Annotated in this window: 14 protein-coding genes; 8 read left to right on the forward strand and 6 right to left on the reverse strand. The window is 68.4% G+C overall.

Annotated elements, in window-relative coordinates:
* Nucleotides 1–41: 41 nt before the first annotated feature.
* From gcvT to AAAZ40_RS06955, 4 genes are all read right to left on the reverse strand, one after another.
* Entirely contained in the window at nt 42–1,259 is a 1,218-nt protein-coding gene (gcvT, locus tag AAAZ40_RS06940) for a glycine cleavage system aminomethyltransferase GcvT (RefSeq protein ID WP_476659680.1), read from the reverse strand.
* A gap of 143 nt (nt 1,260–1,402) precedes the next feature.
* On the reverse strand, nt 1,403–1,621 hold the full coding sequence (locus AAAZ40_RS06945) for a hypothetical protein (RefSeq protein ID WP_476659681.1): 219 nt from the start codon (nt 1,619–1,621) through the stop codon (nt 1,403–1,405).
* A gap of 147 nt (nt 1,622–1,768) precedes the next feature.
* On the reverse strand, nt 1,769–3,457 hold the full coding sequence (locus tag AAAZ40_RS06950) for an electron transfer flavoprotein-ubiquinone oxidoreductase (protein ID WP_476659682.1): 1,689 nt from the start codon (nt 3,455–3,457) through the stop codon (nt 1,769–1,771).
* Between the two features lie 265 nt (nt 3,458–3,722).
* The gene (locus tag AAAZ40_RS06955) at nt 3,723–4,889 is read right to left on the reverse strand and encodes a cytochrome-c peroxidase (protein WP_476659683.1); all 1,167 of its coding nucleotides are present in this window, start codon (nt 4,887–4,889) and stop codon (nt 3,723–3,725) included.
* Between the two features lie 215 nt (nt 4,890–5,104).
* Between AAAZ40_RS06955 and surE the strand changes: the two genes are divergently transcribed.
* From surE to rlmD, 4 genes are read left to right on the forward strand one after another with little or no spacing between them, the layout of a single operon-like run.
* On the forward strand, nt 5,105–5,950 hold the full coding sequence (surE, locus tag AAAZ40_RS06960; protein ID WP_476659684.1) for a 5'/3'-nucleotidase SurE: 846 nt from the start codon (nt 5,105–5,107) through the stop codon (nt 5,948–5,950).
* The gene (locus AAAZ40_RS06965; protein ID WP_476659685.1) at nt 5,947–6,801 is read left to right on the forward strand and encodes a protein-L-isoaspartate(D-aspartate) O-methyltransferase; all 855 of its coding nucleotides are present in this window, start codon (nt 5,947–5,949) and stop codon (nt 6,799–6,801) included. Before surE ends, AAAZ40_RS06965 begins: the two co-directional genes overlap by 4 nt.
* Before the next feature lie 41 nt (nt 6,802–6,842).
* Nucleotides 6,843–7,787, forward strand: coding sequence for a peptidoglycan DD-metalloendopeptidase family protein (locus AAAZ40_RS06970; RefSeq protein WP_476659686.1), 945 nt, complete (start codon nt 6,843–6,845; stop codon nt 7,785–7,787).
* Nucleotides 7,787–9,355, forward strand: coding sequence for a 23S rRNA (uracil(1939)-C(5))-methyltransferase RlmD (gene rlmD, locus AAAZ40_RS06975; protein ID WP_476659687.1), 1,569 nt, complete (start codon nt 7,787–7,789; stop codon nt 9,353–9,355). Before AAAZ40_RS06970 ends, rlmD begins: the two co-directional genes overlap by 1 nt.
* Before the next feature lie 20 nt (nt 9,356–9,375).
* Here the strand turns inward: rlmD and AAAZ40_RS06980 are convergent, their stop codons facing one another.
* Both AAAZ40_RS06980 and AAAZ40_RS06985 read right to left on the reverse strand, forming a co-directional pair.
* Nucleotides 9,376–10,035: a hypothetical protein gene (locus AAAZ40_RS06980; RefSeq protein WP_476659688.1), complete on the reverse strand. Its 660-nt coding sequence runs from the start codon at nt 10,033–10,035 to the stop codon at nt 9,376–9,378.
* A gap of 177 nt (nt 10,036–10,212) precedes the next feature.
* Entirely contained in the window at nt 10,213–10,911 is a 699-nt protein-coding gene (locus tag AAAZ40_RS06985) for a Bax inhibitor-1 family protein (protein WP_476659689.1), read from the reverse strand.
* A gap of 123 nt (nt 10,912–11,034) precedes the next feature.
* Here AAAZ40_RS06985 and AAAZ40_RS06990 point away from each other — a divergent pair, with 123 nt between their 5' ends.
* From AAAZ40_RS06990 to AAAZ40_RS07005, 4 genes are all read left to right on the forward strand, one after another.
* Nucleotides 11,035–11,439, forward strand: coding sequence for a GlcG/HbpS family heme-binding protein (locus AAAZ40_RS06990; RefSeq protein ID WP_476659690.1), 405 nt, complete (start codon nt 11,035–11,037; stop codon nt 11,437–11,439).
* A 19-nt stretch (nt 11,440–11,458) separates the two neighbouring features.
* Nucleotides 11,459–11,914, forward strand: coding sequence for a nickel-responsive transcriptional regulator NikR (gene nikR / locus AAAZ40_RS06995; protein WP_476659691.1), 456 nt, complete (start codon nt 11,459–11,461; stop codon nt 11,912–11,914).
* 197 nt (nt 11,915–12,111) lie between these two features.
* Nucleotides 12,112–14,244 carry a TonB-dependent receptor gene (locus AAAZ40_RS07000; protein ID WP_476659692.1) on the forward strand — a complete coding sequence of 711 codons (2,133 nt, stop codon included), beginning with the start codon at nt 12,112–12,114 and terminating at the stop codon, nt 14,242–14,244.
* Nucleotides 14,244–15,068 (forward strand): DUF4198 domain-containing protein, encoded by an 825-nt coding sequence (locus AAAZ40_RS07005; protein WP_476659693.1) that lies wholly within the window; start codon nt 14,244–14,246, stop codon nt 15,066–15,068. Before AAAZ40_RS07000 ends, AAAZ40_RS07005 begins: the two co-directional genes overlap by 1 nt.
* Nucleotides 15,069–15,070: the final 2 nt, after the last annotated feature.

Here is a 15,070-nt window from a genome sequence, read left to right on the forward strand (position 1 = left end):
CGCAGACCCGGGTGGGGACGAACGAAAGTTCAGCGGCGATTTCAGCCGCGATGGTAGCGTGTGGGCACGAAGGGCAGGGCGCTGACCGTCATGGGCACGGTTTTGCCACGCACCACAGCGTGCAGCTGGCTGCCGACGGCGGCGTATTCGGGCGGCACGTAGCCCATGGCAATCGGCTGGTTCAGGCTCGGGCTGAGCAGCCCGCTGCTCACTTGGCCGATGGTTTGGCCGCTGGCGGCGTCTTGCAGGGGCGCGGGTTCGCGCACCGGCACGCGCTCGCTGGCCAGCAGCGCGACGCGCCGGCGCGCCAGCGGCTGGCGGCCTTCGAGCTCGGCCAGCACGCGCTCGGCGCCGGCAAAGCCGCCGGCACGCGCGCCGCCGCTGCGCCGCACTTTCTGGATCGCCCAGCCCAGTGCCGCCTCGGCCGGGGTGGTGCCGGCATCGAGGTCTTGCCCATACAGGCACAGCCCGGCTTCGAGGCGCAGCGAATTGCGCGCCCCCAAGCCCGCCGGCTTGACTTCGGGTTGCGCCAGCAGCGCGCGCGCCAAGGCGGCGGCAGCGGCTGCGGGCAGCGAGATCTCGAACCCGTCTTCGCCGCTGTAGCCGCTGCGCGTGGCATAGAGCGCATGGCCCTGCCAATGCAGCGCCGCGCCTTGCATGAACACCAGCTTTTCAGTCCCCGGCAGCAGCCGTTGCAAAGCCGTGGCGGCCAGCGGGCCCTGCAGCGCCAGCAGCGCCTGCTCGGGCAGGACGTCGATGGCGCAGCGCTGGCCCAGGCGCGCTTGCAGGTAGGCCAGATCGGCGGCCTTGCAGGCCCCATTGAGCACCAGCCACAGGTGGTCGCCGCGATTCACGAACATCAGGTCGTCGAGGATGCCGCCGTCGTCGGCCAGCAGCAGACCGTAGCGTTGCTGGTTCAGCCCGAGGCCGAGCACGTCCATGGGCAGCAGGGTTTCGAGCGCAGCCGCGGCGTCGGGGCCGCTGAGGCGCACCTGCCCCATGTGCGAGACGTCGAACAGGCTGGCGTGGGCGCGGGTGTGCAGGTGCTCGGCCAGCAGCCCGAGGCCGCTGCCTTGGTACTGCACCGGCAGCTCGTAGCCGGCAAAGGGCACCAGGCGCGCATTCAACTCTTGGTGCAGCGCGTGCAGTGGGGTGCGTTGCAGGGCGGGGGCTGAAGGGACTGCGGCTGTGGCGGGGTCACCAGGGGGCGAAGCAGCCCAGGCGGATGGGGTGTCTGGGGTGGGTTGGGGTGCACTCATGGCGCATGACTGTAGCGCAGAAAGCAGTCGCAGCCAGCGGGCACGGGCCACTGTCCGGATGGCGCTCCCGCAAACGCTGCACCCAGCCAAGCCGCCCATGAGGCCTTCGGCCTGGGCGCTGGGTGGGCAATCCAACAGTCGCCTCAATCCTCCTCGAGGTCGTCGGCCTCGTCGACGATGGCCTGCGCCGCGAGGAAGTACTTGTTCGTGGCCAGATCGCGCACGGTCTTGATGCCAAAGGCCGCTTTGAGTTTTTCTGCGTCGGCGACCGAGACGCCATACAGCGCATCGACCGGGGCTTCGGCGACTTCGGACATGGGCAGGCCATGATAGGCCTTGTCCAGAATTTTAGAGAGGTCCATGTTGACTCCTGAGGGTTGCAAAACAGCTGCGGGGGTTGATCCAATGCGCCCGGTTCGGGTTCCCAGGTTTGAAGCCGGGCCATCCAGACCGTGGCCGCCGTGTACCCTAACACAGAATTTTGAAGCCCTCGTGAGGGCCTCAGGGGGTTACATGCCCGCGTAATTGGGCCCGCCGCCGCCTTCGGGCGTGACCCAGACGATGTTTTGCGTCGGGTCCTTGATGTCGCAGGTCTTGCAGTGGACGCAGTTCTGGGCGTTGATCTGCAGGCGCTCGCCGCCGCCCTCGGCCGCAACGAACTCGTACACCCCGGCCGGGCAGTAGCGGCTCTCGGGGCCGGCGTAGCGCGCCAGATTGACCTGCACCGGCACGGTGGCGTCGCGCAGCGTCAGGTGCGCCGGCTGGTGCTCGTTGTGGTTGGTGTTGCTCACAAAGACGCTGGAGAGGCGGTCGAAGGTGAGCTTGCCGTCGGGTTTGGGGTAGTCGATGCGCGCGCACTCGGCGGCCGGGCGCAGCAAGCTGTGGTCGGGGGCGTGGCGGTGCACCGTCCACGGCGGGCGCTTGAGGCCGATCTTGGGCAAAAACCAGTGCTCGACACCGGTCATGAGCGCGCCCACGGTGTTGCCTTTTTTGAACCAGGATTTGAAGTTGCGCGCCTGGTCCAGCTCCTGGTGGAGCCAGCTTTGCGCGAACGCGGCCGGGTAGGCGCTGAGTTCGTCGCCACTGCGGCCGGCTTGCACCGCCTCAAAAGCGGCTTCGGCGCACATCATGCCGCTTTTGATGGCCGCGTGGCTGCCCTTGATGCGGGCGGCGTTCAGGTAGCCGGCTTCGCAGCCCACCAGCGCGCCGCCGGGAAACACGGTTTTGGGCAGGCTCAGCAGGCCGCCGGCGGTGATGGCGCGCGCGCCGTAACCGATGCGCTTGCCACCCTGAATGTGGGCGCAGATGCTGGGGTGGGTCTTCCAGCGCTGCATTTCTTCGAACGGGCTCAGCCAGGGGTTGGCGTAATCGAGCCCGACCACGAAGCCGAGCGTGACCCGGTTGCCCTCGAGGTGGTACAAAAAGCCGCCGCCGTAGGTGCGGCTGTCCAGTGGCCAGCCGGCGGTGTGCACCACCAGGCCCGGCTTGGCCTGCTCAGGCGGGATTTCCCACAGCTCCTTGATGCCGATGCCGTAGGCTTGCGGGTCTTTGCCTGCATCGAGCGCAAAGCGCTCGATCAACTGCTTGCCCAAGTGGCCGCGTGCGCCCTCGGCAAAGACGGTGTATTTGGCGTGCAACTCCATGCCGAGCTGGAAGTCGGGCCCCGGTTGCCCGTCCTTGCCCAAGCCCAGGTGGCCGGTGGCCACGCCCTTGACCGCGCCGGATTCGGTGTACAGCACCTCGGCTGCGGCAAAGCCGGGAAAAATCTCCACGCCCAGCGCTTCGGCCTGCTCGCCCAGCCACTTGCACACCGCCCCGAGGCTGATCACGTAGCAGCCGTGGTTGTGAAAATTGCGCGGCACCAGCCAGTCCGGCGTGCGGGTGGCCGATTTCTCTTTCAAAAAAAGCACGTCGTCGCCGCTCACGCGCTGGTGCAAGGGCGCGCCGCGTTCCTTCCAGTCGGGCAGCAGCTCGCTCAGGGCGCGCGGGTCCATCACCGCGCCGGACAGGATGTGCGCGCCCGGCTCCGAGCCTTTTTCCAGCACGCAGATGCTCAGCTCGGCCCCTTTTTCGGCCGCCAACTGCTTGAGGCGGATGGCGCAGGCCAGCCCGGCCGGGCCGCCGCCGACCACGACCACGTCGTATTCCATGGCCTCGCGTGGGCCGTGTTGTTCCAGTAGCGATGCGGGGGTTTTCATGCGGTATGGCGGTGATTGAAGGCGGCACGGGCGCGTGCCTGAACTTACGGCAAACTGTCAGATCCGAGGGTGCGCCATTGTAGGCGGCGTGGGGCCTGGATGGCCGTCGTTTGTGCGACTCAGGGGCCGCTGCTGCGGGCATACCCTGATTTTTGGGCATAAAAATACCGCCACGGTGGGGTGGCGGTGTGTGCGTGTCGGGTGCAGACACTCGAGGCCAAGCCGCTCACAGCCCCCAGCGGGGGCTGCGCGGCGGCAGGGCGCCTCAGCGGTCGCGCGCGAACGGACGCGGCCGCGGGGTGGCGTCGCTCGAAGGCGGCAGATGCGGCAGGGCGATGCGCGGCTGCTCGCCGGTGAGGGTTTTGAGGAAGGCGACGATGTCGGCGTTCTCGCGGTCGGTAAAGCGCCGACCCAGTTGCAGGCGGCCCATCACGTCCACGGCCTGGGTCAGGGTGTCGGCCCCGCCGTCGTGGAAGTAGGGGTAGGTCATGTCCACGTTGCGCAAGGTGGGCACCTTGAAGTTGAAGCGGTCGGCGTCCAGCCCAGTCACCGCAGCGCGGCCGATGACGCTGGCATCGGCGCGGCTGTGGTAGGGCTCGACCACGCCCATTTTCTGAAACGCGTTGCCGCCCAGGTTCGGGCCGTTGTGGCAGGCGACGCAGCCGACTTCGTTGAACAGGCGGTAGCCGTTGAGCTCGTTGGCGTTGAGCGCGGTGGTGTCGCCCAGCAGCCACTGGTCAAAGCGCGAGTTCGGGGTCATCAGGGTGGTCTGGAACTCGGCCAGTGCAGCCGTGACCATGTCCATGGTGATGCCCTCTTGGCCAAACACCAGACGGAACTCGCGCACGTAGGCCGGAATGGACTCGAGCACGTCGATGGCGAGTTCGTGCGTGAACGCCATTTCGCCCGGGTTGGCAATCGGGCCGCCGGCCTGTTCGCGCAGGGTGGCGGCGCGACCGTCCCAGAACTGGGCCAGGTTGAGCGCCGAGTTGAACACGGTGGGCGAGTTGATCGGGCCTTCCTGCCAGCGGTCACCGACCGAGGTGCGCAGGTGGTCGGCACCACCGCGCATGACGTTGTGGCACGAGTTGCACGAAATGAAGCCGGATTTGGACAGACGCGGCTCGAAGAACAGTTTTTTGCCCAGCTCGACCTTGCCTAGGTTGACATTCGGTGCCGGCCGGATGGGGGCGTAGAGGTGCCTGAAGGGGTCGGTGGCTGCCGCTGGCGCCGGGGGGATGGGCGGCACGGTGGCGCGCGCTGGCGTGGCGCGAGCCGGGGTGGCTGGGGCCGCCGCGCGCGCAGGAGCCGTTGCTCCGGCCGCGCCCGTGGTGGCAGAAGCGACGCGCACCGGCGCTTGGGTGTTGGATGAGGCGGCGGCGTAACCGCTCACGGCAAGCGCGACGGCGGCGGCGATAACCTGAATCTTCATGGCAAACGCTCCTAGGGGGGTTGGGAAAGTGACTGAGGTCAGCATAAACCCTAGGTTGAAAAGGTTTTTGACGCAGATCAAAGTTGTAAGCAATCGTTGCAAAAAGTGTGCAAATATTCGTAGCACACCCTCCACTTCCACATTAACTTGGGCGACGCCAGTGCCGGCTTTGACGCACCGGCTTCGGCGGCGGTGACGTTCTACAATCGAGCGCAATGAAGATTCTTCTGTCCAACGACGACGGCTACCAAGCGGCGGGCATCGTGGCCTTGTACGAGGCCCTGTGCGAGGTCGCCAGCGTCGAGGTGGTGGCGCCCGAGCACAACAACAGCGCCAAATCCAACGCGCTCACGCTGCACTCGCCGCTCTACATCCACCGGGCGCCCAACGGCTTTCGCTACGTCAACGGCACCCCGGCCGATTGCGTGCACATCGCCCTGACCGGCTTGCTGGGTTACACGCCCGATCTGGTGGTCTCGGGCATCAACAACGGCGCCAACATGGGCGACGACACGATCTACTCGGGCACTGTGGGCGCGGCCATGGAGGGCTACCTGTTTGGCGTGCCAGCGATTGCCTTTTCGCAGACCGAAAAGGGCTGGCGCCACCTCGACGCGGCGGCCGCCAAGGCGCAGGAACTGGTGCGGCACCTGCTGCCTTCGTTACAGGCGCAGTCTGGCGCGCAGCACCCGGCCGAGCCGTGGTTGCTCAACGTCAACGTGCCGTGCCTGCCTTTGAGCGAGTTGCGGGGCTTCAAGGTGGCGCGGCTGGGTCGGCGCCATGCGGCCGAGCGCGTCATCACCCAAGTGAATCCGCGCGGCGACACCATGTACTGGATCGGCAGCGCCGGCCCGGCCAAGGACGATGCCGAGGGCACCGATTTTTATGCCGCCGAGCACGGCTACGTCACCGTCACGCCGCTGCAGATCGACCTCACCGACCACGCCCGCTTGGCTTACTGGGGTCAGTCGGTGGCGCAGTGGTCGCGGGCGCAACCGCTGGCACCGGCGGCGCAGCCGCTGGCCATGCCCGCGCCCGGCGCGGAGCCGGCGCAGCCATGAACCGCTCTCGACCGGGTGCGGGCAAGGGCCCGGCTTCGGGCGCTGCGGCGCGCCCGGCCACGCGCCCGGCTTTTCCGGCCCAGATTCCGGGTCTGACGCCCCAGCCTGCGGCCCGCAGCGCTGCGGGTGCCCAGGCGGCCAAATCTGGCAGTGCGGGCAGTGCGGGCAAGTACGGCGCCGCGCCTGCGCCAGCCCCTCAAGGCGGCGGACTCGATTCGGAAGCGGTGCGGCTGGCGCTGGTGCGCCGCTTGGTGGCCCAAGGTTTGCAGCACCCGGCGGTGGAGCGCGCCATGGCCACCGTGCCGCGGCACCGCTTCGTCGATACGGCGCTGGCCTCGCAAGCCTACGAAGACATCAGTCTGCCGATCGGCTTGGGGCAGACGATCTCGCAGCCCACCATCGTGGCGCGCATGCTGGAGCTGCTGTGCACCGGTCGGCCGCTGCCGCTGGGGCGGGTGCTGGAAGTGGGCACCGGCTGCGGCTACCAGGCGGCGCTGCTGAGCCTGCTGTGCCACGAGGTCTATAGCATCGAGCGCCTGCGCAGCCTGCACGAGCGCGCGCGCGAGAACCTGCGCGAACTGCGCCTGCCCAACCTGCATCTGCTGTTGGGCGACGGCATGGCCGGGTACCCGGCTGGAGCCCCCTATGCGGGCATCATCGTCGCCGCCGCGGGGCCCGAGTTGCCCAGCGCTTGGTTCGAGCAGTTGGCCATCGGTGGCCGTTTGGTGGCGCCCACGGAACTCAGCCCGGGCCAGCAGCATCTGGTGTTGATCGAGCGCACGGCGCAGGGTTGGAACCGGCAGGTGCTCGATGCGGTGCGCTTTGTCCCCCTAAAATCGGGTGTGGGCTGATGAGTGCATCGGCCCGATTGGGCTTTTGATGAGGTACGGGTATGAATGCAAGGGTTGAGTCCGCTGGGTTTGGGCAGGACGGTACGCGCCGGGCGGGCACGGGCTTGGGGCGCGTGGTCGCTTGGGGCGGTGTGGCGGCGCTGGCGCTGGTGCTGGCCGGTTGCGCCGCACCCACGGCCCAACGCGCTCCCGTGACCGAGCGCAGCCCGCAGCCCGCAGCGCGGGCGGCCGCGGCCCCGTTGCCACCCGGAGCCGAAAACGCCGGGCTGCCCGGCTTTTACACGGTGCGCCCTGGCGACACCTTGATCCGCATCGGCCTCGAAACGGGGCAGAGTTGGCGCGACATCGCCGCTTGGAACGGCATCACCAACCCAGACCGGATCGAGGTCGGGCAGGTGCTGCGCGTGGCGCCGCCCGTGGCGGTTTCTGCAGCGCCAGCCGGGGCCACCCCTGCTCCTGGCGCAGCCGGCACCACGGCGGCGCCGGTGGCCACCCCCAGCGTCCAAGGCCGACCGCTCACCGACCCGGCCCAACCTGTTGCTCCAGAGCAGCCCCGCGCAGCACCCGGCGAGGCGGCCCCGGTGGCGGCGTCCCCTGCGCCAGCCGCCGGAGCAGCGGAAACCATCAGCCTGATCTGGCCCGCTGCCGGGCCAGTGATCGAGTCCTTTGACGAATCCCGCAACAAGGGCATCGGCATCGCTGGCCGCGCGGGCGACCCGGTGCTGGCGGCGGCGGCGGGCCGCGTGGTGTATGCCGGCGCGGGTCTGCGCGGTTACGGCAATCTGGTCATCATCAAGCACAACAACACCTTCCTCACCGCCTACGCGCACAACCAGGCGCTGCTGGTGCGCGAAGACCAGATGGTGCGCCAGGGGCAGCGCATCGCCGACATGGGCAGCAGCGACGCCGATCGGGTCAAGCTGCACTTTGAGGTGCGGCGCCAAGGTCGTCCGGTCGATCCGGCCGCTTTTCTGCCTCGGCGTTGATGGCGCACGCTCTGGCCCCAGCGGCCCACTCAAATCTTGTCAGCGCCCACGATCGCACCGAGCCCGAAGCCGAGCCGGCTGCTGCCCTAGCTGCTGCCCGCCCGGCGCCGGTTGCGCCGGCGCCCACCGCGCTGCCGGTTTCCGCTTGGCTGCGCGTCGATGCCATGGACCTCGATGCCCAAGGCGTGGCGCGGCGCCCCGATGGCAAGGTGGTGTTCATCGACGGCGCTTTGCCCACCGAGTGGGTGAGCGCGCACACGCGGCGCAGCAAAAACCAGTGGGAGCAGGCCGATCTGCTCGCCATCCACCGCGAATCGGCCCTGCGCGTGCCACCGCGTTGCCCGCATTTTGGCTTGCACGCCGGGGCCTGCGGGGGCTGCAAGATGCAGCACCTAGAGCCCGGGGCGCAGGTGGCGATGAAGCAGCGCGTGTTAGAAGACAACCTGTGGCACTTGGCCAAGGTGCGACCCGAAACGCTGCTGTCGGCGATCGTCGGCCCGGCTTGGGGCTACCGCTACCGCGCCCGCCTGTCGGTGCGCTATGTGGCCAAAAAAGCGCAGGTGCTGGTGGGCTTTCACGAGCGCAAGAGCCGCTATGTGGCCGATATGCGCGTCTGCCCGGTGCTGGCGCCGCAGGTGAGCGCGCTGCTGCTGCCCTTGCGCGAGCTGTTCGGGGCCATGGACGCGCGCGAAACCTGCCCGCAGATCGAGCTGGCGGTGGGCGATGCGCTCACGGCGCTGGTGCTGCGCCACCTGCAACCCCTGAGCGCAGCCGACTGCGCCCGTTTGCGCGCCTTTGCGCTCAGCCACAGCACGCCCGAGGCCCCGATCCAGTGGTGGCTGCAGCCCAAGGGCCCCGACAGCGTGCATTTGCTGGATGAGTCCGCCGAGCTGCCACGCCTAGACTACGCCCTGTCCGAGTTCGGGCTGCGCATGCCTTTTAGGCCCACCGATTTCACCCAAGTCAACCCGCACATCAACCGCGTGCTGGTGGGGCGTGCCGTGCGCCTGCTGGCGCCGCAAGCGCACGAGCGCGTGATCGACTGGTTCTGCGGCTTGGGCAACTTCACCCTGCCGCTGGCCACCCAAGCGCGCGAGGTGCTGGGCATCGAGGGCAGCGCGGCGCTGGTGGCGCGCGCCCAAAGCAACTGGGCTGAGAACCAAAGCCTGCGCGGTGGGCTGGCCCCCACCCGCTTCGAGGCGCGCAACCTGTTCGAGCTCACGCTGCAGCAGCTGTGCGCTTGCGGCGTGGCCGACAAATGGCTGGTGGACCCGCCGCGCGAGGGCGCCTTTGCACTGGTCAAGGCGCTGGCCGACTGGCAGCAGGCGCAGGCCGCCGGTGCGGCCAATGACGCCGCCGCATACGGCGCAGCCGCAGGCGCGCCCGAGTGGCGCCCGCCGCAGCGCATCGTTTATGTGAGCTGCAACCCGGCCACGCTGGCGCGCGACGCCGGCCTGCTGGTGCACCAAGCGGGCTACCGCTGCACGGCGGTTGGGGTGGTGAACATGTTTGCCCACACCGCACACGTGGAGAGCATGGCGGTGTTCGAGCGCGTGGCTGGCGGCTGAGGCGCCACCAAGATTCTCGCCTAGCGCGCCGGTGCTGCAGGGGCCGTTGCAGGGTTGGGCGCAGCGGGCGCGGGGGGCGTCGTCAGCCCGGGGCGCGGCGGCAAGGCGACCGTACCCGGTGTGGCCCCGCCGGGCGTGCCTGGTGTTGTAGGCCGCTGTGCCGGCGAGGGTGCCGGGGCAGCCGGGGCGGCACCAGCGGCAGCCGGGGCGCGTGGGGTGGCAGCCGGAGCAACAGGCGCCGGGGCAACCGGAGCGGCGCCCACTGCAGCCGGGGTGCCCGGAGCGCGTGGGGCAGCCGCCGGAGGCGCAGCGGGAGCCGGCGCCACTGCCGCAGCTGGCGTCACGGGCAGTATTTGCTCGGTCGGGCTGGCCGGCGCTGCCGCAGGTTGTTGCGGCATGCCCGGGATTTCGTTGTCGCGCATGTGCTGGTCCATTTCGCGCCAACCCTCAAATATCTCGGCCCTCGACATGCGCGGGTTGGAGGCAAAGCAGTCTTCGATGCTGCGCACCGCGTGGCGGCAGGCAGCGCCTACGGCGCGCGCCTCGGCGGCTTGGCGCTGCGTGGCCATGCCGGGGGTTTCAAGCCCCAGCATCTCGCAGCCGCTCAGCAGCAAAAGCGAGGACAGGACGGCGAGCCATCCCCAGCGGCGCAGGGGTGAGATTGCAGGATGGATGGGCATGGTGGAACGCATTGTCGGCCTAAATGCCGCGCACAGGCCAAGAAAAAAGGGGGCACAGGCCCCCTAAATTTATCATTCGAGTTGCACCGAGATTGCCCATGAGGCGCACCGCCGGTGCGGTCTGGGTGCAAGCAGAGGGCAGGCGGGAGCAAGCCCGCACGCCCCCTGTGCCGAAGATCACTCCTCGCCGCCCATCAGGCCCAGCAAAATCAGCAGGCTTTGGAAGATGTTGAACAGGCTCAGGTAAATGCCTAGGGTGGCCATGATGTAGTTGGTCTCGCCGCCATCGACGATGCGCTTGAGGTCCACCAGCAACAGCGCGCTGAAAACGCCGATCGCCATGGTGCTCAGGGCCGCCATCCAGATCGGGCTGCCGACAAAAATGTTGATCACCATGCCAGCGATCAGCACCAGCACGCCCATGAACAGCCACTTGCCCAAGCCTTCGAGGTCGCGCTTGATCACGGTCGAGAGGCTGGACATGACCACAAACACGCCGGCGGTACCGGCAAAAGCCGTCATCACCAAGCTGGTGCCGTTCTGAAAGTCCAGCACCATCTCCAACAGGCGCGAGAGCATCAGGCCCATGAAGAAAGTGAAGGCCAGCAGCAGCGGTACGCCAAGGGCGGAATCCTTGGTCTTGTGGATCGCGTACATGAAGCCGAAGGCCCCGGCCAAGAACACCACCAAACCGGTCATGCCGCCTAGCGGGGCAGTGATGCCCGTGGCCATGCCCACCCATGCGCCCAGCACCGTGGGCAGCATGCTCAGGGCGAGCAGCCAGTAGGTGTTGCGCAGCACGCGGTTGCGCTGCTCAGCCGATACGACGGGGGCACCGAAGCGGCCCCAAGAGTGGGCGGGTTGGGGTTGGTTCATGTGGCAAAACTCCTATAAGGTTTGCAGTGGATTCTAGCGCCAGCGGGCCGATAATGCGGGTTTGGTGCAAAACCAGCGCCGGCTGCAGGTCTTGCATGGAGTCCACCACTGCTAGGAAAGTTCATGAAAAGCAAACCCGTACTCGATCTGGCCGACGTCAAGGCCGTGGCTGCCGCCGCCGAGGCCGAAGCCCACAAAAACCATTGGGCGGTGACCATCGCCATCGTGGACGACGGCGGCCACGCCTTGTGGCTGCAGCGGCTCGACGGCGCGCCGCCGATTTCGGCGCAAATCGCCCTAGCCAAAGCGCACACCGCTGCGCTGGGGCGGCGCGAGAGCAAGGCCTACGAAGACGTGATCAACCAAGGGCGCACCTCGTTTCTGAGCGCGCCCACGCTGCAGGGTATGCTCGAAGGCGGCGTGCCGATCTTCAAAGACGGGCAGTGTTTGGGTGCGGTGGGCGTGAGCGGCGTCAAGTCGCCCGAAGACGCGCAGATTGCCAAGGCCGGCATCGCCGCGCTGGGTTGAGAGGCGCGGGGCGGCCACCATGAAGCGCCTGACCATGTCGCTCGACGACGAGCTGGCCGACGCCTTCGACGCCTTGGTGCTCGAGCGCGGCTACGCCAACCGCTCGGAGGCCTTTCGCGACCTGCTGCGCCACGACCTAGGGGCCGCGCGCTTGCGCGAGCACCCCGAACAGCCTTGTGTGGCGGTCATGAGCTACGTCTATGACCACCACCGGCGTCAGTTGTCCACGCGCCTGACCGACCTGCAGCACGCGCACCACGAGTACACGGTCGCCACCCTACACGCCCACCTCGATCACCAGCACTGCATCGAGACCGCCATTTTGCGCGGCCCCACGGCGGCGGTGCGCGCTTTTGCGCAGTCGCTGATTGCCCAGCCCGGCGTCAGCCACGGCCACTTGCATCTGGTGCCGGCGAGCTTGGAGCCCGATCACGGGCACACGCACGGGCACGCGCACCTCAAGCCTGCGCCCTAGCGCCGGCGGCGCAGCGTGCGCCTGCAAGAACCCTAGCGCTGCCGCAGCCCAAGCCCCCTATGCAACTTCTTCGGGTTTACCCGGGGTTTGTGCGCGCCCTATTTGTGTGACAATTTTATAAATCATCACACGATGAACCATTGGGTGCTTGGCATGGGGTCAAGCATGACTGGGCAAATATTCCTAGGGCAAATAGGATGCGCACGATCTACACACCGGGTGCCCGCAAGCGGCGCCGCTTCTGGCCTTTGGCCCTGATAGGCGCAGCGGCCTGCGCCGGCGCCGCCGAACCCGAGCTGCCGGCCCTGGTGGTTGCCGCGCCGGCCGAGCGCAGCAGCGCCCAGCTCGGCTTGAAGCTGCCGGCCAGCGCAGCCAGCCATTTGGGGCTGACGCCGCTCGAAACGCCAGCCGCCATTTACCTCATCACCAGCGAGCAGATGCACGAGCGCGGCTTGCGCACCACGCAACAAGCCCTGGCCACGGCGCCTGGGGTGCTGAGCGGGCAGTGCTTTGGTTTTACCTGCGTCACCATGCGCGGCTTTGCGCAGGCGCTGAGCGTGCCGTTTTTGTTCGATGGTTTGCGCTACCCGGGTTTGGCCATGTCGCCCCGGGGCACCTTTGTTTACGACCGCATCGAGGTGATCAAAGGGCCGGCCTCGGTCTTGCATGGGCTGGGCACGGTGACCGGCGCCGTGAACTTTGTCGCCAAGTCTGCCGATGGGGTGCCGCGGCGCGAACTGTTCGTGGCCACCGACCGCTGGCAGGCGCACAACCTAGGCCTAGACTTGGGCGGCACGCTGCACAACGGCTGGGCCTACCGCTTGGCCTTCAACGCCATCGACGCTGAGCGCGGCTCATCCGGTTGGGTCGAGCGCACCGGCTACCGTTACGTGCACGCGCTGGCCGAAGTCGGGCTGCAGCTGCGGCCCGACCTGCGCCTGACGCTGGCCGCCCAGCTCAGCGACGACGAAGGGCAGTGGTATTTTGGCACCCCCTTGGTGGCCGGTCGGCTCGACCAACGGGTGCGCGAGCGCAACTTCAACGTGGCTGACAGCACGATGCGCAAGCGCGTCGGCTGGTTGCGCGCGCGCCTAGACTACCAGTGGTCGCCGACGGTGCGTGTGCGCAACGAAACCTATGCCAACGATGAACAGCGCCTGTGGCGCAACGCCGAGCTGCACCGCTTCAACCCCAGCACCGGCCGGGTCGATCTGGGCGACTTTCTGCACATCGAGCACGATCAGGCGCTGCTGGGCAACCGCACCGAAGTCGCGTTCGAGCACCAGCTGCTGGGGCGCGCCAACCGCTTGCTCGTGGGTTGGGATTGGTCGCGCAACCGCCACCAGCGCAACAACAACGCACCCTTTGCCGCGCCGCCCGTGGCGCTCGATTTTTTGGCCCCGCAGCCGCTGCCGTTTGTCTCGATTTCGCCCTTTATGCCGCTGCGCCGCAGCGTGCTCGACCAGCAGGCGCTGTATTTCGAGAACCTGACGCAGTTGGCGCCGCAGTGGCGCCTGTCTTGGTCTGGGCGGCACGACCGCATCGAGCTCGACGCGCATGAATTGCGTTCGGGCGTGCAGTTTCAGCGGCGCTGGAGCGCCAATTCGTGGCGCTTGGGGGCGGTGTACGCATGGCGCCCTGGGCTGAACCTGTACGCGCAAACCGCGCGCGCCTTCGAGCCGCCGGCGCAGGTGGTGAACCTGGCACCGGCGCAGCGCGCTTTCGAGCTCACCCGGGCGCGCCACCACGAGCTTGGGGTCAAGGGCTTGCTGGCCCAAGGCCAAGGGGAGTTCACGCTGGCGTGGTTTGACACCGTGCGCTCCGACATCCTGACCCGCGACCCCAACCGGCCGGGCCAGACCGTGCAGATCGGGCAACAGAGCAGCCGCGGCCTCGAGTTTGACCTGCTGTGGCACCTCGATCCGCATTGGAGCTTAGGTCTCAACGGCACCCGGCTGCAAGCGCAGTTTGACCAGTTTTACGAAAACGTGGCCGGCACGGCGGTGTCGCGGGCCGGTTTGCTGCCGCCCGACACCCCGGAGCAACTGACCAATCTGCGCCTGGCGTGGCAGCCCAGCGCCCTGTGGCGGCTGCAGGCCCAAGTGCGCCACGTGGGCCAGCGCTGGGGCGACAACGCCAACACCGTGGTGCTACCGTCCTACACCGCGCTCGATTTGAGCGTGGCGCACTGGATCGGCACCGGCGAGCTGGCGCTGCACCTGCGCAACGCCACCGACCGGGTGTACCTCTCGCGTTCTGCGGGCGGCGGCGCACAAGCGCTGCTCGGCGAGCCACGGGCGCTCGAAATCTCGTACCGGGTGCTGTTTTGATGCGCGCCGCCGACCACACACCCTCCTTGGGGCTGCTGCTGGGCTTGGCCCTGTGGCTGGCTGGTGCATCCCCCGCTTGGGCCCACGACACTTGGGTGCAACCGCTGCAGCTGCGCCCCGTGCTGCACCAGCCGCTGCAGCTGCAGCTGTCGGCGGGCCATGGCCTGCAAGCGCTGGTGGCGCCCAAGCAGCGCCGCCAGCGCAGCCTGCGCCTGAGCACGGTCAGCGGCCTGGTGCGGCGCGCTTGGGGCTGGCGGCGCCAACGCGCCCGCGCCATCACCCACATCGGGCCCCTTGAGCCCGGCTTGGTGTGCGTGCAGCTGGCTTGCGCCGCGCGCCTGATCGAGATCGCGCCCGAGGGCGTGGAGCGCTACCTAGACGAAGTGCAGCCGAGCGCCGAGCTGCGCGCGCTCTGGAGCGCACAGCGGGCACGCGGCGAGCCGTGGCGCGAGCGCTACGCCAAAGAGGCCAAGGCCTATGTGCGTGCGGCCGGCAGCGTCGGCGCGGCCAGCACCTGGCGCCCGCTGCGCGCGCTGGGGCAGCGGCTCGAGCTGCTGCCGCTGCGCGACCCGACGCGCCTGCGGCCGCGCGCCGAGCTGCCGCTCGAGCTGCGCCTCGACGGCCGCCCGCTGGCCGCTGTGGCCTTGCGCTGCTACGACCGCAAAGGCGAGCGCGTGCTGCGCACCGACGCCCAGGGCCGGGTGCGCTTGCCTGTGCGCAGCCGCGGCCGCCAGCTCGTCGCCACCACGGTGCTGCAAGCGCCCCTTGCCCCCGGCCTGCCTTGGCGCAGCCGCTTTGCCACGCTGGCCTTCCAACTCCCATGACC

The sequence above is a fragment of the Serpentinimonas sp. SMBJO2 genome (genome assembly GCF_056341105.1).